Annotated in this window: 12 protein-coding genes; 11 read left to right on the forward strand and 1 reads right to left on the reverse strand. The window is 35.2% G+C overall.

Annotated elements, in window-relative coordinates; translation table 11 throughout:
* Nucleotides 1–257: 257 nt before the first annotated feature.
* Nucleotides 258–1,445 carry a phosphoglycerate kinase gene (gene pgk, locus PQO00_RS08010; RefSeq protein WP_274184320.1) on the reverse strand — a complete coding sequence of 396 codons (1,188 nt, stop codon included), beginning with the start codon at nt 1,443–1,445 and terminating at the stop codon, nt 258–260.
* A 481-nt stretch (nt 1,446–1,926) separates the two neighbouring features.
* Here pgk and PQO00_RS08015 point away from each other — a divergent pair, with 481 nt between their 5' ends.
* The 11 genes from PQO00_RS08015 to PQO00_RS08065 all read left to right on the forward strand — a co-directional run bounded on the left by PQO00_RS08015 (nt 1,927) and on the right by PQO00_RS08065 (nt 23,464).
* Nucleotides 1,927–3,081: a DNA polymerase III subunit delta' gene (locus PQO00_RS08015; RefSeq protein ID WP_274184321.1), complete on the forward strand. Its 1,155-nt coding sequence runs from the start codon at nt 1,927–1,929 to the stop codon at nt 3,079–3,081.
* A gap of 360 nt (nt 3,082–3,441) precedes the next feature.
* A complete protein-coding gene (locus tag PQO00_RS08020; protein ID WP_274184322.1) occupies nt 3,442–5,685 on the forward strand; it encodes a ribonuclease R family protein in 2,244 nt (747 codons plus the stop codon).
* A gap of 29 nt (nt 5,686–5,714) precedes the next feature.
* The gene (locus tag PQO00_RS08025; RefSeq protein ID WP_274184323.1) at nt 5,715–6,014 is read left to right on the forward strand and encodes a YbjQ family protein; all 300 of its coding nucleotides are present in this window, start codon (nt 5,715–5,717) and stop codon (nt 6,012–6,014) included.
* A gap of 161 nt (nt 6,015–6,175) precedes the next feature.
* Nucleotides 6,176–6,850 carry a head GIN domain-containing protein gene (locus tag PQO00_RS08030; RefSeq protein ID WP_274184324.1) on the forward strand — a complete coding sequence of 225 codons (675 nt, stop codon included), beginning with the start codon at nt 6,176–6,178 and terminating at the stop codon, nt 6,848–6,850.
* A gap of 178 nt (nt 6,851–7,028) precedes the next feature.
* Nucleotides 7,029–9,806, forward strand: a complete 2,778-nt coding sequence (locus tag PQO00_RS08035; RefSeq protein WP_274184325.1) for a triple tyrosine motif-containing protein — start codon at nt 7,029–7,031, stop codon at nt 9,804–9,806.
* 230 nt (nt 9,807–10,036) lie between these two features.
* A complete protein-coding gene (locus PQO00_RS08040; protein WP_274184326.1) occupies nt 10,037–13,069 on the forward strand; it encodes a TonB-dependent receptor in 3,033 nt (1,010 codons plus the stop codon).
* 9 nt (nt 13,070–13,078) lie between these two features.
* Nucleotides 13,079–14,533: a RagB/SusD family nutrient uptake outer membrane protein gene (locus PQO00_RS08045; protein WP_274184327.1), complete on the forward strand. Its 1,455-nt coding sequence runs from the start codon at nt 13,079–13,081 to the stop codon at nt 14,531–14,533.
* A gap of 17 nt (nt 14,534–14,550) precedes the next feature.
* A complete protein-coding gene (locus tag PQO00_RS08050; RefSeq protein ID WP_274184328.1) occupies nt 14,551–16,575 on the forward strand; it encodes a hypothetical protein in 2,025 nt (674 codons plus the stop codon).
* 11 nt (nt 16,576–16,586) lie between these two features.
* Nucleotides 16,587–18,227 carry a glycoside hydrolase family 16 protein gene (locus PQO00_RS08055; RefSeq protein ID WP_274184329.1) on the forward strand — a complete coding sequence of 547 codons (1,641 nt, stop codon included), beginning with the start codon at nt 16,587–16,589 and terminating at the stop codon, nt 18,225–18,227.
* 242 nt (nt 18,228–18,469) lie between these two features.
* A complete protein-coding gene (locus PQO00_RS08060) occupies nt 18,470–19,966 on the forward strand; it encodes a glycoside hydrolase family 30 protein (protein WP_274184330.1) in 1,497 nt (498 codons plus the stop codon).
* Nucleotides 19,967–20,008: 42 nt separating this feature from the next.
* The gene (locus PQO00_RS08065) at nt 20,009–23,464 is read left to right on the forward strand and encodes a hypothetical protein (protein ID WP_274184331.1); all 3,456 of its coding nucleotides are present in this window, start codon (nt 20,009–20,011) and stop codon (nt 23,462–23,464) included.
* Nucleotides 23,465–23,467 lie beyond the last annotated feature (3 nt).

Consider the following 23,467-nt stretch of genomic DNA (forward strand, 5'->3'; position numbering starts at 1 on the left):
AAGCGAAATAAAAAATTTCTTGAAAAAACCACACTAACCAATTGATTAAAAGCATATTATATATTTATTAAAGAAGCTTTTTATTTCAGGTTTCCATATTACGGGAAGCGCCATTTCAAAGACAACCTCAAAGCTTTACTTTGAAGAATTTTTATTGACCTGAAAGCTTAATTGAATATATTATATCAAATAAACTTTAAAATAACACTAATAATTCATTTCTATCGCACACACACTATTTTAAAACCCATTTGATATTATTCTAAAATGGCAGCTATTCCTGGTAATGTTTTACCTTCTAAGCTTTCAAGCATGGCACCACCTCCCGTACTTACATAACTTACTTTGTTTTCGAATCCAAATTGTTTCACTGCTGCAACAGAATCACCACCTCCAACTAATGAAAATGCGCCCTTTTTAGTTGCTTCGGCAATAGAATTCCCCAGTTCTATAGTCCCGCCGGCAAAGCTTTCCATTTCGAAAACACCTAACGGACCGTTCCAAAGTATGGTTTTAGATTGCATAACGATGTCATGAAACTGGGCTCTCGATTTTGGGCCTGCATCAACACCTTCCCAACCGTCAGGGATGGCATTTATATCCAAGGTTTGTGTGTTGGCATCATTACTAAAATCATCGGCAGCAATCACATCTACAGGAATATGTACTTGCACGTTTTTCTCTTTTGCCTGTTCTAAGATCTTTAAAGCCAATGGCATTTTATCATCTTCACAAATAGAGTTACCAATTTTCCCGCCTTGTGCCTTAATAAAAGTAAAAGCCATACCACCTCCAATAATTAAATGGTCTACTTTGTCTAAAATGTTTTCTATTATTGTGATTTTAGATGATACTTTTGCTCCGCCAAGTATGGCTAAAACTGGTTTTTCTCCAGTTTTCATAACTTTTTCAATGCTTTCTATCTCTTGTGCCAATAAACTTCCAAAACATTTGTTCTCTGGAAAAAACTGTGCTACAATAGTTGTAGAAGCATGTGCCCTATGCGCTGTGCCAAAAGCATCGTTTACATAAATATCCCCTAATTTGGACAGTTGTTCTGCGAACTCTTTGTCTCCAGCAGTTTCTTCTTCATAATAACGTAAATTTTCCAGTAGTAAAACCTGCCCTGGTTCTAAGCTCGCTGCTGCTGCTTCCACTTCAGCACCTACACAATCTTTTACGAATTTCACTTCAACGCCTAAAATATCTTCGACTTTTTCTGCAATATGCCCTAAAGAAAAGGCTTCTTGAAAGCCTTTTGGCCGTCCTAAATGCGACATTAAAATACAGCTTCCGCCATCTTCTAAAATTTTAATGATCGTTGGTTTTGCAGATACAATCCGTGTGGCATCCGTTACTTCAAAATTTTCATTTAAAGGCACATTAAAGTCTACACGAATTAGTGCTTTTTTATTTTCAAAATTAAAATCGTTGAGCGTTTTCATTGGTTCGTTTTTATTATTTTTTTATTATCAAATGTAATATTTGTGTCAAGATGAGTTCAATACGAAACATACATATTTCGTTCCTATTTATTTTGTGTTTCCCCAACTATTTGACACACAAATGTAACTAATTAAAAACAGCTAAAAAACCTGTTTTTTCACGAAAACGATATAGCTTGTGAAGATTATTAATAAATCGATTATTTCTTTACCCTTTTGTTGAAAATCCAGAGTTTGTAAGCAAAACAAGCTCTTTAATGCTTTCTAAAATAATTTTCTTTATTTTTTTTTCATAATAGAGGTTTCATACCAATTGGCAAGTGAAATGAGCCTTAAATAATTTGAATTATAGTGTGCTTATATGAAATAGAAAACATGTAAAAAATGGCTGTGTGTGTTTTTGAGCAATTTTAAATCAGAACCTGTATTACTTATCGTTTCCGTGCTTTAACATCTAATAAAAAATGTGTAGGTTTGTTTTATGCTTTTTGAAGACGTTTTAGGTCAGGATCACATTAAAAATCATTTAACACAAAGTGTTGACAATGGTAGAATTCCACATGCACAGTTATTTGTTGGAAAGGAGGGCTGTGGTACATTACCAATGGCTTTAGCCTATGCTCAATATATTCTATGCTCGAATACTGATGGGAAAAACACCACTGGAAATGAAGCCTGCAACCTAAAGTTTAAAAACATATCACATCCCGATTTACATTTTGCTTTTCCTGTAACGACTAGCAACAAAGCAAAAAGTCACCCTGTTTCTAGTCATTATCTTGAAGAGTGGCGTCAATTATTAAAAGAACAGCCTTACGGAAACCTTTTTGATTGGTATAAATTGCTTGGTGTTGATAATAAACAAGGGCAAATAGGTGTAGATGAAGCACATGATATTGTAAAATCCTTAACTTTAAAATCTTACGAAGGCGGTTATAAAGTGATGCTTATATGGATGGCAGAAAAGATGAACACAGCTTGTGCCAACAAACTTTTAAAACTTATTGAAGAGCCTCCAAACAAAACCATTTTTATTCTTATTGCTGAAGACGAAGAGCAGCTAATCAATACTATTAGATCCCGTTGCCAAGTTCTACATTTTCCACCCTTGGCAGAAAATGTTATAAAAGATGCTTTGGTTAAAAATTATAACATAGAGCTACCTATTGCAACTAAAATAGCACATCAATCTAATGGAAATTATAATAAAGCTTGTGACTTGGTTTATCAAGATTCTGAAGATTTGCAGTTTGAAGAATGGTTTATTTTCTGGATTCGAAGTGCTTTTAAAGCGAAAGGGAATAAGGCAGCCATACACGATCTTATTTCGTGGAGTGAAGATATAGCCAAAACAGGACGGGAAACACAAAAGCAATTTTTACATTTCTGCTTGGATTTTTTTAGACAAGCTTTACTTCTAAATTACAATGCTACAGATTTGGTTTATTTAGAGACTAAAGCGCCAAAATTTAAATTAGAAAACTTTGCGCCTTATATACATGGAAACAATATTTTGGAAATTAACGATGAGCTTCAAGATGCTATTTATCATATTGAACGTAATGGTAATTCTAAAATTATCTTAACCGACCTGTCCATCAAGCTTACGCGTTTGCTTCATAAGAAATCTTCGTAATGAAACCTCGTTTATAGAAGTTACTTTTCTTAACCGTAGCAATGCTATGCCTTCCTAAAAGTGCCTCATCTGGACAAATTTTATCTCATTTTAGTTCTCTTAACTCTTATTATCATAAATCGGAGTTCATGAATCTTCGATTTCGGTTAAACTCATAAAGTCAAGATGAGTTCATTTAAAAAAGGGTGTTATTTATGTGGAATCCCTTTTCTTTTTCATAGCTTAACATAAAAAAAATACGATTAAATATTTTAAATGTAACTTTGCATAAAACTTAATGCTAATAACTTCACTACTTATTAAGTTTAAAATAACTAATTCCTATATATCTTTAGGAAATGACCATGAATTAAATTATAAATGACAAGAAAGAAAAAAAGGAAATCGAAAAAAGGAATTTCCAATTTAACAAATACTATTCTAAGTATTTTAAAAAAAGACAGAAACCAATCATTCAACTACAAACAAATTGCTGCAAAACTTGGTGTTAATGATGCCAGTAGCAGAAATCAAATTATAAAAACTTTAGCAAAACTTACTGCTAAACAAGAGATTATACAAGTAGATCGGGGTAAATTTAAAGCCGTAATCAATGCAGAGTATCATACAGGTATTTTAGATTTATCAGCTAGAGGATCCGGTTATATTATTTGTGACGATTTTGATGACGATGTTTTTATAGCATCCAATAATATTAATAAAGCATTAAATGGCGACGAAGTAGAATTCTATGTATACAAACGTAGAAAAAGAGGAAAACTGGAAGGCGAAATAACCAACATTATAAAACGTGAAAAAAGCGACTATGTTGGTGTGATTCAAATACATAGTAATTACGCTTTTGTAATTGCAGACAGTACAAAAATGTACAAAGATATTTTTGTACCCATCAATAAAACCTTTAAAGCCCAAGATGGTGATAAAGTATTGGTTAAGCTAGAAGATTGGCCCGAAAATGCCGATTCTCCTTATGGAAAAGTAATTCAGGTACTTGGCAAGCCAGGGGATCATAATACAGAAATTCATTCCATTCTGGCTGAATACGGCTTGCCTCATGAATTTCCACAAGAAGTAGAAGCTTTTGCTAATGGCCTAGATACCTCTATTACAGCCGAGGAGATTTCCAAACGTAGGGATATGCGTAAAGACCTAACCTTTACTATTGACCCTAAAGACGCAAAAGATTTTGATGATGCACTGTCTTTTGAAATATTGGATAATGGCTTATATGAAATAGGTATTCATATTGCAGATGTATCCCATTATTTACAGGAAGGTACTATTTTAGACGATGAAGCTTATGAGCGTGCTACCTCTGTTTATTTAGTAGACAGGGTCGTACCTATGCTTCCCGAAGTGTTATCGAATAAAGCATGTTCATTACGTCCACATGAAGAAAAATATACCTTCTCTGCGGTGTTTCAAATGAATGATAAATGTGAAATTAAAAACGAATGGTATGGTCGCACGGTCACTTATAGTGATGCACGGTATGCTTATGAAGAAGCACAGGCTATCATAGAGAACAACATGGATCTTGTCATTCCTGCGAAGGCAGGAATCCACAACATTGACGAGATTAACAATACGATACCAAAAGAAGTTTCTCTTACAGGAAAAACATATCAAACACCTAAAGAGATAGCCTTTGCCATTTTAAAAATGGATAAACTCGCTAAAATTATGCGCCAAAAACGTATGAGGTCTGGTGCCATTTCTTTCGATAAAGTAGAAGTAAAGTTTCATTTAGATCAGGAAAGTAATCCAGTAGGCGTATTTTTTAAAACCAGTAAAGAAGCCAACAAACTTATTGAAGAGTTTATGCTCTTAGCAAATCGAAAAGTATCAGAGTTTATTGGTAAAAAAGACCCGAAAAAGACGTTTGTGTATCGTGTACACGACGAACCGGACGATAGTAAACTAGCCAGTTTACAAGGTATTGTATCAAAATTCGGTTATAAGCTTAATTTTAAGGACAGAAAAACAACATCGGCATCACTTAATAACCTTCTCAAGGAAGTTCATGGTAAAAAAGAGCAAAACCTTGTGGACACCTTAACCATAAGAAGTATGAGCAAAGCCGAATATACCACCCACAATATTGGTCATTATGGCTTGGCATTCGATTATTATAGCCATTTCACATCGCCCATTCGTCGGTATCCAGATGTCATGGCACATCGTTTATTACAACATTACCTAGATGGAGGAAAATCTGTAAGCGAAGAAGCCTATGAAGAGAAATGCAACCATTCAAGTGCTATGGAAAACCTTGCCACTAAGGCAGAGCGAGATTCTATAAAATATATGCAGATTAAATTTATGCAAGATCATAAAAATGAAGCATTTGTAGGTGTTATTTCTGGTGTAACCGATTGGGGCATTTATGTTGAAGTCATTTCCAATAAATGTGAAGGCATGGTAAGTGTTCGGGATATGAAGGATGATCATTACGCATTCGATCAAGACCAATATGCCATAGTGGGCAGAAACACTAAAACGATGTATCAACTTGGAGACGAGGTTATTGTAAAAGTTAAAAACGCAGATCTAGTTAAAAAACATTTGGACTTTGATTTAGTTGGTAAAAAAGAAATCGAATAGTAATGAACGCACTTAAAGAAAAATAATTTATGGTTTTAACGACAACAAATTCAATAGAAGGACATACCATACAGGATTATTTAGGTATTGTTACTGGTGTAAACGTAAACATGCCCAAAGCAACTTTTTCTTTTAATATGAATAAGTACTATGAATCTTATGAAAAAAAAGTTGACGAGGCTAAAGAAGAAGCCTTTCAAAAACTCAAAAAAAATGCCCTTAATATAAAAGCTAATGCCGTTGTTGGGATTAGTATTGATGTAGAAACAAATCCAACTTCGGGTTTAATTATAGTATCTATTACCGGAACTGCAGTAAAAATTATTTAATCCCAATTTAAAAAAGGAATAATTATTGATAACTTTACGTTTAAATCATAAAGACATAAAAATTCCACACATGAAACTTCCATAACGAAAAGTCCATACTTAAGGGAATGATTATAATGGAAGCTACATATAAACCGATAAAAACAAATAATTATAAACAGATGAAACGTCTCATAGTCCTTTTAACAATCTTAGTTTCTACAATAGCTATAGCACAAAAACCAATAGAAAAGTCCATTGGAGAGTTTACGAACTTAAAAGTATACGATTTAATTGACCTTGAACTCATTAAATCCGATCATGATAAAGTCATTATTTCAGGAAAAAATAATGAAGATGTTCTTGTAAATAATAAAAATGGAACGTTAAAAATTAAAATGAAACTTGAAGAAGCTTTCGATGGCAATGAAACAAAGGTGCAATTATACTATACGGCATTGGATATTATTGATGTTAATGAAGGAGCAAGGGTCTTTTCCAAGGATACTATCAAGCAATTTGAAATAGATTTAAACGCACAAGAAGGCGGGAAAATAGAGGCAAAACTAGATGTAAAATATGCAAACATCAGATCGGTTACAGGTGCTAATATTCAAACTTCAGGAATAGCTAAACATCAAGATATATCCATTTACACAGGAGGTGTTTATGAAGGAGAAGATCTTAAAACAGAATTCACAGATGTTTCGGTGCGAATTGCAGGAGAAGCACATGTTCGTGCTAAAACCCTAGTAAATGCCAAAATAAGGGCAGGAGGCAATGTATTTATTTATGGTAATCCGGAACGTGTAGATGAGAGTAAAGTATTAGGCGGTAGAATAAAACGTATGGATTAAACAAACTAAAAAAAAAAATTGACATAAAGAACCCGCTCCAGTAGCGGGTTTCTTGTTAAACTATGTTTTGTATACCCATACAAAAACCATACAATAACTCTTACAAACCCTAATTTTAGTATATTAGTGATACAACAACTAATATCTTTTGAGACTATTTTATTTTTTAATTTTTAGTATGTTTTTTTGGGTGTGTAGCTTTCTATATGCACAAGAGCACCCCCCTATTAAAATTTTTTCTCCTAAAGACTATGGTGCAGAAACTCAAAATTGGTCCATTTCCCAATCTAAAGAAAATTATATATATGTAGCCAATAATAAGGGGCTACTTGAATTTAATGGTGCTAATTGGCAATTATATCTATCGCCTAATGAAACCATTATAAGATCAGTTAACGTTATAGATAGTTTAATATATACCGGTAGCAACAGAGAGTTTGGCTATTGGCAAAGAAACGAATTTGGGTTGCTGTACTATACATCGCTATCTAAAAAGTTAAATGTAGATTTTTTAGAAGACGAAGAATTCTGGAACATCATAAGTATAGATGAATATATACTATTTCAATCTTTAAAGAGAATTTACATTTACAACAAAACAAATAACTCCTATAGTATCATTGATTCTGAAACTATTATCTACAAAATATTTAAAGTTGATGAAACTATATATTATCAGAAGACCAAAGATGGCATTTACAAGATTGAGCATGGTACCTCAAAACTGGTTTCCGATCATATCGTTCTTAAAGAAAACAGGCTGGTTAATGTTTTTAACAAAAACGACAACCTTCTAATAGAAACAGAAAATAACGGTTTTTATATTTTAGATAACGGCATCCTTTCCAAATGGCATATCCCTGCAAACCAAAAGCTATCAGAAGTAAGTGTATTTCGTAGCATTCAGTTAAAAGACAAAAGCTTTATATTAGGAACTCGGTCTGATGGAATATTGCACTTGACCGCAGACGGCCATATAGATTATAATATAGATACCAGTCATGGATTAGGCAACAATACCGTTCACTGTGTTTTTGAAGATACCGAAAATAATATCTGGTTGGCTTTAGAAAACGGAATCAACTGTGTGAATCTTAAATCACCTTTTAGCATTTACACGGATGAAGAAGGGAAAATAGGAACCGTATACACCTCTTCCATTTTCAATGGCAACTTATATTTAGGTACCAATCAGGGCTTGTTTTATAAGCCTCTGGGAAGAAAAGATGATTTTAAACTCGTTGAAGGGATTCAAGAAGCTGTTTGGTTCTTAACAACAATAGACAATACCTTGTTTTGTGGTCATGATACAGGAACATCCATTATAAACAATGGTAAAGGAGAAAAAATTAAAGGGATACAACAAGGTACCTGGCATATAAAATCAATAGATAATAAAACAGATTTATTATTACAGGGCAATTATGATGGCCTATACATTATTCAAAAAGTCAATAATGTATGGGTACTTAAAAATAAAATAGAAGGGTTCGATCTCTCAAGCAAATTTTTTGAACTTTATAATGATCAGGTTTTTGTTAGTCATGAATATAAAGGCGTTTTTAAAATTGATGTGAACCATAATTTTACGAAAGTTATAAGTATTGAAAAAGTCCCCGGTCTTGGCAAAGAATTAAACTCTGGCATTATTAAATATAATAATGATCTATTATATGCCTATCAAGAAGGGGTGTTAAAGTATCGTGCAGATGTTGGTAAATTTGTAAAAGATACCATTTTAAGCGCCTTATTTACAAAAGATGAGTATACATCAGGCAGGCTTGGTTTTAATAAAAAAACAAATACCTTATGGTCCTTTTCCAAAAGAGATTTAAATTACATATCACCAGGCAAATTAAGCAATAGTCCAAAGCTTAATAAAATCCCCTTTTCTAAGTCATTACCCAGAGGGTTAACAGGTTACGAAAATATATCCCATCTCGATAATCAACGGTATTTAATAGGGACCTCAACAGGTTTTATTGTTATAGACTTGGATAAGGTATCTCATAAATCTTATGATATTTCAATTAATCAGATAACAAAGTACAGTATCACTAAAAGCCCAGAAATTGTAAACAAAAATATAACCGAAAGCTTTAAAAATAAAGATAACAATATAAAGTTCACATTTAGTGTTGTAGAATTTGACAAATATCTTGATACAGAATATCAATACCAATTAAAAGGTATGTATCCAAATTGGAGTGATTGGTCTCCTAAGCCTAATACCCTGTTCGAAAATTTACCTTATGGCGATTATGTTTTTAATGTTAGGGCAAGAGTGGGCAATGTCATCACTAAAAATGTCGCCTCTTATAGCTTTAATATAGAAAGACCTTGGCATCTTTCAAATGCAATGATATCAGCATATGCGTTTTTAGTTTTATTGTTTTCATTTATGATGCACCATATTTATAGGCGTTACTACAAAAAACAAAGAGAGGCCTTGTTACAAAAAACCACACGAGAACTGGAACTAAAAGAGTTAGAAAACAAACAACAGTTCATGCGTTTTAATAATGAAAAATTAAGACAGGATATTAATAACAAAAATCGTGAATTGGGTATTTCAACCATGAGTTTAATTAAAAAGAACGAATTTTTGAATAGTATAAAAAAGGAACTACAAAACATTGATAATGTTAATAGTATAAAACATGTTATTAAGATTATTGATAGAAACTTAAATAATACGGATGATTGGCATGTCTTTGAAGAGGCTTTTAATAATGCCGATAAAGATTTTCTTAAAAAAATTAAACAGGAACACCCTGCTCTTACTTCAAACGATTTGAGATTATGTGCTTACCTAAGACTCAATTTATCATCAAAAGAAATTGCTCCCTTGCTTAACATATCGATTAGAAGTGTAGAAGTTAAACGTTATAGGTTGCGCAAAAAAATGAATTTGCCGCATGAATCTAGCTTGACGGACTACATTTTAGAAATATAGGTACACAACATTTTGTTTTTTAACCTATACAATACCACAACATTGATGTGTTTTAGCTCTTTTTCAAAACTTTTTTATAAAAATGAATTTCTTAAAAAAAGCTAGTAAAAATTGAGGTTTTATCAATAAACCACAAATTATTTTATGATGTATGTTTTTTGTTGAGGTTTAAAACAAGGATACAACAAAGACTATGATTAGTTTTATATAAACTTAAAAACTAAACTCAAATGAGACATAATCTCTTTAAAATTCTAACTCTATTTTCTATCGCGTTTACAAGTGCGCAGAATGTAGATGTTAGTGGAACTGTTCAAGATGATACTGGTTTTCCTATTCCGGGGGCTAATATAATCGTGAAAGATACCAGTAAAGGAACCGTAACAGATTTTGACGGTAACTTCGCCATAACTGATGTAAAAATTGGTTCTGTACTTACAATTAGTTATATCGGTTACATCACTCAGGAAGTTATTATATCCGACAATAAAAAAATAACCGTACAACTGTTAGAAGACCTCGCTAAATTAGACGAAATTGTCGTTATTGGATATGGCGCTCAGAAAAAGAAAGAATTAACGGGTGCAGTAAGTGTTGTTTCCAGTGAAACCATAGAAGCTTTAAAACCCACGCGGGTGGAACAAGCTCTACAAGGTCAAGTAGCCGGTGTTAACATTTCTTCTAATTCGGGGTCACCTGGAGGTGACTCTACAATTAGTATTAGAGGGGTTTCCACAAATGGTGACAGCCGTCCATTAATATTAGTAGACGGAAACGTCATAGAAGACTTAAGCGTCATTAACCCAAACGATATTGCCAGTTTAAATGTACTAAAAGATGCTACTGCAGGTATCTACGGTGTAAGAGCTGCAAATGGGGTCATTCTTATTACGACCAAAACAGGTATAAAAAACACCCCTTTATCAATAGAATATTCAGCTTATGCCGGTTTTCAACAAACAACAAGGAAAATACCTGTTTTAAATGCCACAGAATATGGTATTCTTGTAAACGAAGCCTATGCTGCCGGTGGAAGCACACCGCCTTTCACAGACCTAAGCACTTTAGGCATTGGTGTAGATTGGCAAGACGAGGTGTTCGAAAGTGCTCCTATCTTTAATCATTCCATCACCTTTAGAGGCGGTAAAGAAAAATCATCTTACGCCGTTAGTGGGTCATTTTTAACCCAAGATGGTATCGTTGGTGGTAACCAGTCCAACTTTACACGTTTTACACAACGTGGTAGCTATAATTTAGATTTTTTAGAAAACTTTAAACTATCTGCAGGTCTAACTTATTTTCATACTAAGAAAAGAAATCTTAGTGAAAATGCTTTAGGGTCGGTACTTTTTAACGCCTTAAACATGGCGCCAAACTTACCCGTTAAGGATGCAAATGGCGATTTTACTATTGCTGAGGGTTTAGGCAACGAAGTTATTAACCCCATTGCACAAATGGCCAATACATTCGATAGAAGTAAAATCGACAAACTAAGTGGTAACTTAACATTATCTTATAACTTCTTAGAACATTTTACGGTACAATCCAATATTCAATTTAATTATTCCGAAGTAAGAAATAAAATATTTAGACCCGTTGCGTTTTTCGGAAGTGGTAAAGTCTTTAATATTGATAAAAATGAGGTTGTTGAAGATTTAGATTACTTCAGGGACTACACGTTTGATGCTTTCATTAAATACGAAAACACCTTTAAAGATGTGCACGATGTTAATTTTGTACTAGGTACGTCTGTATTTAAAACAACTGGAGAGTACACGGGTAAAAAAGGCTTTAATATTATTGACAATAGCATCATAAATGCTAATATCGATCAGGCATCAGAGGTTGAAGACCGATTTGTTCTTGAGGGAAGAAATGACATTTTTGACGCCAGGCTTTTATCCTATTTTTCCAGGCTACAATATAATTTTAAAGGCAAATATTTAATCTCCGCCGTTATTCGTCGAGATGGTTCTACTAAGTTCGGGCCAAAAAATAAATTTGGGTATTTTCCATCTGGATCGGTTGGGTGGATCGCATCAGACGAAAGTTTTCTTGAGGACAGTAAAACAATCAACTTCCTGAAACTAAGAGGATCTTATGGTGTTTTAGGTAATGATAGAATTGACGATTTTGGATTTATTTCCCTTTTAAGCAGAGGTGATGGTACGTATGTTTTTGATAATGAATTAGCTCCAGGATTAGGAGCAGGAGCTATCGCTAATCCTGAAATTAGATGGGAAAAGCAAAAGACCTGGGATGTCGGTTTAGATATGCGTTTTTGGGATAACAAAATTGATATTACAGCAGATTACTTTAAAAAGACGACAGAAGACTTATTAGTAAAACCACAAGTTTCCGGTATTCTTGGTGGATATGCCCCTGGATCTGATGCTCCAACAATTAACGCAGGAACCGTTGAAAACAAAGGTTTCGAATTTGCAATTGGCTATACCGAGAATTTTAATGATCATTTTAAATTCAGTATCAAATACAACGTGACAACCATAGAAAATAATGTACTTGAAGTTAGCTCAGATGGCGGATTTTTAACTGGAGGTTCTTTTGGTGTTGGCCAAGATCCCCCTTCAAGAATGGAAGCTGGTTTCCCAATTGGCTATTTTAGAGGTTACAGAACCAATGGTATTTTTCAAAACCAAGCAGAAGTTGATTCAAGCCCGACAATTAATAGTGCCGTACAACCAGGTGATTTAATATTTGTAGACACAAATGACGATGGGAAGATCGATGATGATGATAAAACGAATCTAGGAGACCCAATTCCCGATGCGACCATGGGCCTTAATCTATCCATAGATTACAAAAACTTCGATTTTTCAGCTTATGCATTCGCATCTGTAGGGAATGAGATTGTACGTAACTACGAACGGAATCAAAACCTAACAAATAGAAGTATCTATTTCTTAAACAGATGGACAGGAGAAGGAAGTACCAATACAGACCCTAGGGTAACCACAGGAGCAAATTCCAATGGTTTATTTTCTGATTATTTTGTAGAGGACGGCTCGTTTATTCGTCTTCAAAATGTACAATTAGGTTATACTTTTTCTCAAAAAGCACTCGAGAACTCTAAACTGGAAAAGGTAAGACTATATATCTCTGCAAGCAATTTATTTACGCTTACAGAATATACTGGGTACGACCCAACAACTTCAACGGGCGATCCCATTGGAGGCGGTATAGATCAAGGATTTTATCCTACTGCAAGTACCTTTTTATTAGGCGTTAACTTAAAATTTTAATTACGTGTTATGAAAAATTTAAAAATCAATAAAATACTAATCATCCTTTTACTTATAACATCATGTAGTGATGATTTTGTAAATGTAGATTCGCAAGATGTAAACTCAGAAACGTTCTTTAACACAGAAGCAGATTATCAAGATGCATTGATTGCAGCTTATGATGGGTTGCAGTCCACGTATGTCAATGTTATGCTTGGGGAAATAGCTTCAGACAATACACTTTGTGGCGGAGAAAGTGCCACCGATGTTATTGGCTTTCAGGAAATAGATGACATGATTCATACCCCCGTTAATGCCAACCTTAGAGATATCTGGAATTGGATGTATGGCGCCGTAAACAGAGCTAATTTTATTTTAGAATTTCAAGACAAAACAGATTTTCCAAATAAAAATAATGTGTTGGGACAAGCTCGGTTTTTAAGAGCCTATTACAATTTTGAATTGGTAAAATGGTTCGGGGATATCCCTTTAGCTATTGACAAGCGCATTCAATTCGGAGAACAATTTAGTATCGATAGAACCCCTAAAGCAGAGGTTTATGCTTTAATTGAGGAAGATTTAATTTTTGCTGCTGCTAATTTACCTTATACACAAAGCCAAACTGGTAGAGTTACAAAAGGAGCCGCACAATCACTTTTAGGTAAAGTGTATTTATTTCAAGATAAATTTTCAGACGCAGCTACCATACTCGAAGATGTTATAAATAATGGCCCTTACGATCTGCTGGCAGATTATAGCACCATGTTTGAAAATGATAATGAAAATAATATAGAATCCGTTTTCGAAGTACAATACACCGATAAAGAGGGCGCTGATTTTGAATGCTTACAATGTAGTGAAGGAAATGTTGCTGTAGGGTTTAATGGTATTCGTAATTACAATGGTCCAGTGTTCGAATCTGGCTTTAGCTTTAATGTACCCACTCAAGAAGTTGTAGATGCATTTGAAGCAGGAGACAATAGACTAGAAACAGCCATTCTGGATATTGATGCCTGGGCAACAGCTGAGAATGCAACCTTTGCCGTTGGTTATGAACATACAGGATATTATAATAGAAAATACATCGCCCGCAAAGGTGATTCCAATATAGGAGATGCCAATCTTACAAACCCTAATAACTATCGCGCTATTCGTTTCGCAGACGTACTGCTCATGGCAGCAGAAGCCTTAAATAGGGGCGGCATAAGCGATACAAGAGCTCAAGGTTACCTGAATAGAGTACGTACACGAGCTATGTTACCAGATGTAAACACAACAGGAGCCAATTTAACGAATGCTATTTATCATGAACGTCGCGTAGAACTTGTTGGAGAAGGTCACCGTTTCTTCGATTTAGTAAGAACAGGAAGAGCAGCCCAAGAAATTGATGGCTTTGTTGCCGGAAAACACGAAGTGTTTCCCATTCCCTCCATAGAGATACAGTTAGCAGGAAATATTTGGGCACAAAACCCAGGATACTAAAATAAAAATCGAAAATTATGAAAGCATTAAAATATATAATGAGTTTTACTTTGGTCTTCCTTATTGGTTGTGCCGAAGATGATAATGATTTAAACTTTCTTGATAATGTGGTAGCTCCAACAAACGTTTCTGCACTTTTTCAAATAAGTCAAGACAATAGTGGGTTGGTTACTATTACACCTAATTCAGAGGGTGCCGTTTCCTATAATATCACATTGGGCGATGATACCACAGAACCCGTTAACCTTAAACAAGGAGAAACCATCGATCATACCTATCCAGAAGGGACTTATACAGTAACTCTGGAAGCTATCGGAATTACCGGTTTAAAAAGTACAGTGACCCAACCATTGGTCGTTTCGTTTAGAGCACCTGAAAACTTGGAAGTTACAGCAACTATAAATGCTTCTAATCCATTTATAATAGATGTATCTGCTACAGCCAATTATGCAGCGTCTTTCAATGTCTTCTTTGATACATCCAATGTCGATGAAGAACCCACACCATTGGCCATAGACGGAACGGTAAGTTTTGAATACCCTAGTGTAGGCGATTATACCATAAAAGTCGTAGCCTTAAGTGGTGGTTCAGAAACCTTAGAAACGACTCAAGTGGTTACAATCACAACACCAACAGAACTACCTATTGACTTTGAAATTTTTGACTCCACTGTTTTAGGAGATTTTGGAGGCGCGACCGTATCGGTTGTAGAGAATCCACAAATAGACGAGGTTAACGGTTCTGCAAAAGTGGCACAAATTATTAAAGGTGCCGGCGAAACGTGGGCAGGGAACGTTATAACAACATCTACTCCTATTGATCTAAGCACAAAACAATTCATTAAAATGAATGTTTGGTCTCCAAGACCCGGAGGAAAAATGACCTTAAAACTTGAAAATCTTACCGATCAGAATATCTTCTTTGAAAAAGAAATCACAACCGTTGGAAACAGTGCCTGGGAAGAAGTTGTATTCGATGTAAGTGCCATCGATCTTTCTCAAGACTATCAAAAAATAGTATTGTTCTTTGATTTTGGAACGGTGGGCGATGGCAGTTCAGGTTGGACCTTCTTTATAGATAACATCAAACAACAAAAGCCTCCAACCAGTGGCGGTGGTAACCATGTTACACCAATAAATTTTGAAACGCCTTACGAGCTAAGTTCATTTGATGGCGGTGGCATTTCCCTTATAGCAAACCCAGATACCAGCGGAAATCCTTCAACTACAGTTGCAGAAATGATAAAGGGTGCCGGACAAGTTTGGGCGGGCTCTAAAATAACAGTTCCCGAACCTTTCAATTTTGATAATTCAACAACCGTTACCATAAAAGTTTGGTCGCCAAGAGCTGGCCTAAACTTACTGGCAAAATTTGAAGATGCCGTACCGTGGCCAGATGTAGCATCTACTGCCGAAATTACGGCTACGACTACCGTAGCAAACCAATGGGAAGATTTAACTTTCGATTTTTCAGGCATTGATACCGCTATAGATTGGTACAACCTGGTATTGATTATGGATAATGGAACCGTAGGCGACGGATCGTCAAACTATACTATTTACTTAGATGCTGTTTCCACAGATCCCATGCTAGATTTCGAGCCAAAATTTACCTTAAGTAGTTTTGATGGCGGTGGCATTTCAGTTATAGCAAATCCAGATACTAATGGAAACCCTTCCAGTATGGTCGCAGAAATGATAAAAGGAGCCGGGCAAGTTTGGGCGGGCTCTAAAATAACAGTACCCGAACCATTCTCTTTTGATGGCGGAACAACATTAACTGTAAAAGTATGGTCTCCAAGGACAGGATTAAACCTATTGGCTAAGTTTGAAGATGCCGTACCGTGGCCAGACGTAGCGTCTACTGCCGAAATCACGGCTACGACTACCGTAGCAAACCAATGGGAAGATTTAACCTTCGATTTTTCAGGCATTGATACCGCTATAGATTGGTACAATCTGGTATTGATTATGGATAATGGAACCACAGGTGACGGATCGTCAAACTATACCATTTACATAGATGATATTGATATAAATTAAAAAACAGAAACATGAAAAAATTTAAATATAGCTACAGAATTTTAATAATACTGGCTCTCATTTTTACAGGCTGTCAAGAAGATGACATTGCTGCAGGAGACATTATTGCGCCTTCAAATATTCAAGTTGCAATTGATATTGTTGGAGCTGATGCAAGCAATCCAAATGGAGATGGTAGTGGTACTGTAAATTTTACTGCTTCTGCAGATAATGCCATTTCGTATCAATACGTGTACAACAATAATACAACGTCCGCACGAGGAGGTAAGCAATCTTATGATTTTTCAGTACTAGGATTAAACACCTATTCTGTAACCATCATAGCATTCGGAACCGGAGGTGCCTCTTCAAGTAAAACAGTTCAAGTTGAAGTCCTGTCCCTTTACGACCCACCAGCAGATTTAATCGAAATGCTACACGGTGGCTCCGAAAAAACATGGCGAATAAAAGCAGAGTCTAAACCTCATTTTGGATTAGGTCCCGTAGGAGGTACTACTCCGGGAGAATGGTTTTCCGCCGAGCCTTTCGATAAAGCAGCCGTAGGGATGTATGATGATCGCTATGTGTTTAACGCCGATGGTACGTTTACCCACATTACAGATAGTACAAATGATGACCCGACAATGGACACTTCGGGAACGGTCTTTGGGCGCGACCCATTGATCAACGAATTAGGCGGCCCCGGTGGTGGAACTGTTGATGGCGCCGATATACTAAACTATCCATTTAGTGACTATTCAGAACAATGGAGTTTAGGGGCGCCAGGTGGTGTAGAAACCATTTCTTTAACAGGAACAGCCTTTGTAGGCTATTATACTGGAGGAAATCATAAATATGAAATATTTAGTCGATCTGCTACAGAAATGATATTAAGAACTACGGATGGAAACAATGAATTCGACTGGTGGTTTACTTTAACTACAGAAGAAGAAGGCGCAACCAATGAGTTTGAGACGACCTTTACCAATTTGGTTTGGGAAGATGGATTTGATACCGATGGCGCACCCGATCCTACTAATTGGACTTACGATCTTGGTACTGGAACAAATGGTTGGGGAAATAATGAAGTTCAAAGCTATACAAGTGACACCGAAAATGTTATTGTAGAAGGAGGGTTCCTTAAAATCACTGCTAAAACCGACGGCGGAGGTGGTTATACCTCTGCAAGAATAAAATCCCAAGGTTTACAAAAGTTTACTTATGGTAGGGTTGATGTAAGGGCAAAACTACCATCGGCTCAAGGTACCTGGCCCGCTATTTGGATGCTTGGATCAAACTTCCCGTCGGTAGGATGGCCACAATCTGGAGAAATAGATATCATGGAGCAAAGAGGAGATGATAAAAACAATGTATTAGGAACACTCCATTGGTTAGACTCTGGTAATAACAATGCCAGTTTTGGTGAAAGTACATCCCTCTCGGATGTCTCAAGTGAGTTCCATGTATATTCAGTAGACTGGTCTGCCGATAAAATATACATACTCATTGACAACGAACCCTATTTTGAATTAGATAATAATGAAACATTGCCATTCAATGCAGATTTCTTCTTAATACTAAATGTAGCTATGGGAGGAACTTTAGGAGGGACTATAGATCCGATGTTTACAGAAGATACTATGGAAATAGACTATGTGAGGGTCTACCAATAAAATATAATTAAAAATAAAAAGAAGCTGCCAGAATATCATTGTAATTCACTTTGTTGGATTCGGTACTTCTGACTTTGTCAGAACTTATGTTAATTATTTGTCGTTGAGAGAGATAAATATTTAGACAGAACCAGTGTTGAGAGAAATCGAAGAATTCAATATAGCATATATTTCATTTTTCTGGCAGCCTCTTTTTAATTTTTAAAATTTGACAAAAACGAACGCTAATACCTTTTTTGGAGATGAAAGTATCAACATACTTTTTATACATATTTCTTTTTTTACTGATGTTAAGCTTTAATAAAAATGATGGGCAATTACTTATGGATGTTTATGAAACCTCTTCCAGTGGTCATAAAATGGATAAAATCAATGCATTTACCCCTAACGACAAAAGAACCGTAATAACCTTGTTCCCAGAAACAACGTTTCAAACCATAACAGGGTTTGGCGGCGCTTTTACAGAATCATCGGCTTACCTGTTAAACAGGCTTAGTAAAGAAAACAGAAATAAAATTCTGGAAGCTTATTTTGGAAATGAAGGCGCTAAATATTCGCTAACAAGAACACACATGAATTCTTGTGATTTTTCCTTGAGCAATTATTCCTATGCGCCTGTGGAAGATGATACCACTTTAGAACATTTTTCTATTCAAGAAGATAAAGAAGACCTCATCCCTATGATTAAAGATGCTATGGCAATTTCAAAAGATGGCTTTAAAATCTTTGCATCTCCATGGACCGCACCGCCTTGGATGAAAGATAATAAGCATTGGGTTGGCGGTAAGCTTTTACCAAAATATTACGAGACATGGGCCTTATTCTTTTCAAAATATTTAGAGGCCTACAAAGCTGAAGGTATTGATATATGGGGTTTTACGGTTGAGAACGAACCCCATGGAAATGGTAATAACTGGGAAAGCATGCATTTTACTCCCGACGAAATGACCCATTTTGTTCAAAATTATTTAGGGCCAAAATTGGAAGCTGATGGAAAGGATAATATAAAAATTCTTGGTTATGACCAAAACAGGGAAGGTTTAAAAGAATGGGTAGATGTTATGTATAAAGACAAGGCATCCTCTAAATATTATGCCGGAACAGCTGTGCATTGGTATGAAAGCACTTATGATTATTTTCCCGAAGCACTACAATATGCTCATGAAAAAGCACCCGATAAATACTTAATTCAAACAGAAGCTTGTGTAGATTCCGAGATTCCTAAATGGCAAGATGATGCCTGGTATTGGAGCAAAGAAGCAACAGATTGGGGCTGGGATTGGGCTCCAGAAGATCAAAAACATTTACACCCCAAATATGTTCCCGTATATCGCTATGCTAGAGATATTATAGGATGCCTGAACAATTGGGTCGATGGTTGGGTAGACTGGAATATGGTTTTAGATAAACAAGGGGGGCCAAATTGGTTTAAAAATTGGTGTGTGGCACCAGTTATAGTAGACCCAGAAAAAGATGAAATTTATTTTACGCCCATCTACTATACGTTAGTACATTTTAGCAAGTTTATAAGACCGGAAGCAAAAAGAATAGGCTTTGAAAACCCGGACAACGCTCTCATGGTAACAGCTGCTCAAAACCCGGACGGTTCCATCGCTGTGGTCATATTAAATCAAGAAACAGAAGAAAAATATATAACAATTTCTTTAAATAATAAGGTTAAAGAAATATCCATAAATGCACAATCATTACAAACCTTGGTCATTCCTAAAAAGGGTTAATGCGCTAACCAAAATGATCGTTGTATAATTTAAAAAAGATACATGAACAGTACTATTTATATAGATGATAAAAAGCCTCAAACAGAGGCTCATAACATAAAGGGGGAACTCATAAATTTAGATAACGAAACCTATTATAAAATCACGAACAGTGATGCCATGCGTCCTTTTTTTATGAGCATAGTTAGTGATTCTAACCATTGGATGTTTATTTCAAGTAATGGGGGCTTAACAGCAGGAAGAAAAGATTCTGATGCTTCATTGTTCCCTTATTATACAGATGATAAAATAACAGAATCGGCAGATATTACCGGAAGCAAAACAATTTTCCAGGTTCATTTAAATACTAAAACGCATATATGGGAGCCTTTCTCCAATAGGCAAATGGGGCTTTATAAAACACAACGAAATCTGTATAAAAACAGTTATGGGAATAAAGTTATTTTTGAAGAGGTTAATGAGGATTTAGCGCTCACATTCAGATATCAATGGAATTCAAGTAACCAATTTGGTTTTGTAAAAAAATCGACATTAATAAATAATTCAAATGCTGTTATAAAACTCACATTTCTAGATGGGCTGCAAAATATACTACCCAGCAGTGTTCCCGAAGATTTACAAAATACCAGAAGTAATTTAGTCGATGCCTATAAGAAAAGTGAATTAAACCCCCATGTTGGTTTGGGTATTTATGCACTAAGCGCTGTTATTGTTGATAAAGCAGAGCCTAGTGAGGCTTTAAAATCAAACATCGTCTGGTCTACCGGCATAGAAAAGCCGACCTATTTAATATCATCATTACAATTAGATCTCTTTAGAAAAGGCTTGCCCATTAACCAAGAAGTAGATATTAAAGCAGAAAAAGGCGCTTATTTTATTTCATCCCATTTGGAATTGAAACCGCAATCTGATAAAAATTGGATGTTTGTTGCCAATGTAAACCAAACTATTTCTGGGGTTATTAAAATAACCGAAAGCATTAAAAACTTTCCAAATATTAATGAAATAGTACAAAAAGACATTGATGCAGGCACCAAACATTTAATTAAGCTAACAGGAACTTCCGATGGTTTACAACTAACCGCAGACCCATTGACCAACAACAGGCATTTTTCAAATACCCTTTTTAATATCATGAGAGGAGGGGTTTTCGATAACAACTATAACATAGAAAAACAAGATTTTATAACATACATTTCAAAAGCTAACAAAGATCTATTCAATAAAAAGCAAACAACTTTAAATGCACTGCCAGACTTATTCTCCTTAAATGATATAAAAGATTTTGCCGAAGAAACTCAAAGCCAAGAATTTAAAAGGCTTTGTTTTGAATATTTACCATTAAAGTTTAGTAGAAGACATGGGGACCCCAGCAGGCCCTGGAATAAGTTTTCTATTAATACCAGAAATGAAATTGACGGATCCAAAATCCTCGACTACGAGGGGAACTGGCGAGACATTTTTCAAAACTGGGAAGCCCTGGCACATGCATACCCCGAGTTTATTGAAAGCATGATTCATAAGTTTTTAAATGCGACGACATTTGAAGGTTACAATCCGTATCGGGTTACTAAAGACGGTTTCGATTGGGAGGTCATGGAAGAAAACGACCCGTGGTCATATATTGGGTATTGGGGCGATCACCAAATCATATACCTTTTAAAATTTTTAGAATTTATAGAGAACCACTATCCCAACCAATTAGAGAAACGTTTTAATCAAAGTGTTTTTGTTTATGCCCATGTTCCCTATAAAATTAAAAGCTACAAAGACCTCTTAGTAAACCCTAAAGACACCGTTGATTTCGATCACAAATTACATGACCTTATTAATAAAAAGAAAGAAGAATTAGGAGCCGATGGTGCTTTGATCACAGATAAGAACGCTACTATTTACAACGTAAACTTAATTGAAAAGTTATTAGCCACAGTACTTGCTAAAGTCTCTAATTTTATTCCAGAAGGCGGTATTTGGTTGAATACCCAAAGACCCGAGTGGAATGATGCAAATAATGCACTTGTAGGCAACGGCGTGTCTATGGTAACCCTCTATTATTTACAACGTTTTTTAAATTTCTTCGAAGACATCATATTAAAATCCAATTTGTATGAGGTTGAAATCTCAAAGGAATTAAAGACCTTTTTCAAACAAGTATTTATAACACTCTTTTCTAATAAAAGTATCTTAAAAGACGCCATATCCAATCAAGATAGAAAAACAATATTAGATGGTTTAGGAAACGCAGGAAGCACCTATAGACTAGCTATTTATAAAAATGGCTTCTCTGGTAAAAAATCCAACATTAATAAAACAGAACTCTTAGAATTTTTCAGCATTACAAAATCGTATTTAGAACATAGTATTAAAGCAAATAAACGTTTAGATGGTCTATACCACGCCTATAATTTAATGACCGTTGAAAACGAACAAGAGGTATCCATATCATATTTACCAGAAATGCTCGAAGGTCAGGTTGCTGCTTTAAGCTCGGGTTATTTATCCCCTTCTGAAGCATTAGAATTATTAGACAGCTTAAAAAGCAGCCCATTATTTAGAAAAGACCAATACAGCTATATCTTATATCCAAATAAAGAATTACCAAGATTTGATAAAAAGAACAACATTCCTGCCAATAAAGTTGAGCAATCAGCTTTATTAAGACAATTGGTTAAAGATAATAATACACAAATCATTGAAAAGGACATTTTAGGAAACTACCACTTTAATAGCCATTTTAACAATGCCAATCGTTTAAAAGAAGCTCTGGTTCATTTACCCAAGACCTATCAAGATTTAGTCGTAAAAGACAGCCAACTGTTACTGGATACTTTTGAAACTGTTTTTAACCACAAAGCCTTTACAGGACGCTCAGGGACCTTCTTTGGATATGAAGGTCTGGGGTCTATTTATTGGCACATGGTATCTAAATTATTATTAGCTGTTCAGGAAAATTGTTTGTCGGCCATTAATAATAATGAAAATGACGAGCTAATAGGAAAACTGTTAGACCATTACTATGAAATTCAAGCAGGCATCGGTGTACATAAGTCACCAGAGTTATATGGTGCTTTCCCAACAGACCCCTATTCACATACCCCAGCAGGAAAAGGAGCACAACAACCAGGCATGACCGGTCAGGTAAAAGAAGACGTACTGTGTAGGCTAGGAGAATTAGGTGTTTTTGTAAATAACGCTTGTATCTCATTTAATCCACGTTTGCTACGTAAAGAAGAATTTTTAAAAACATCGAAAGTTTTCAGGTACACAGGTATTAAAAAAAGAGCTAAGGAAATTCAATTAGAAGCAAACACCCTTTGCTTTACATACTGCCAAGTTCCGATTATTTATAAGATATCAGACAAAAACGGCATCCATGTGGTTTTTGAAAACAACAGACATCTAAAACTAAAAGAGCTATGCCTTGATCCAGCTACGAGCAAACATATTTTTCAAAGAACGGGAGCAGTGTTACAAATTGTAGTTTCAATAAAAATATGAGAT

The organism is Flavivirga sp. 57AJ16, assembly GCF_028736925.1.
Classification (GTDB): domain Bacteria; phylum Bacteroidota; class Bacteroidia; order Flavobacteriales; family Flavobacteriaceae; genus Flavivirga.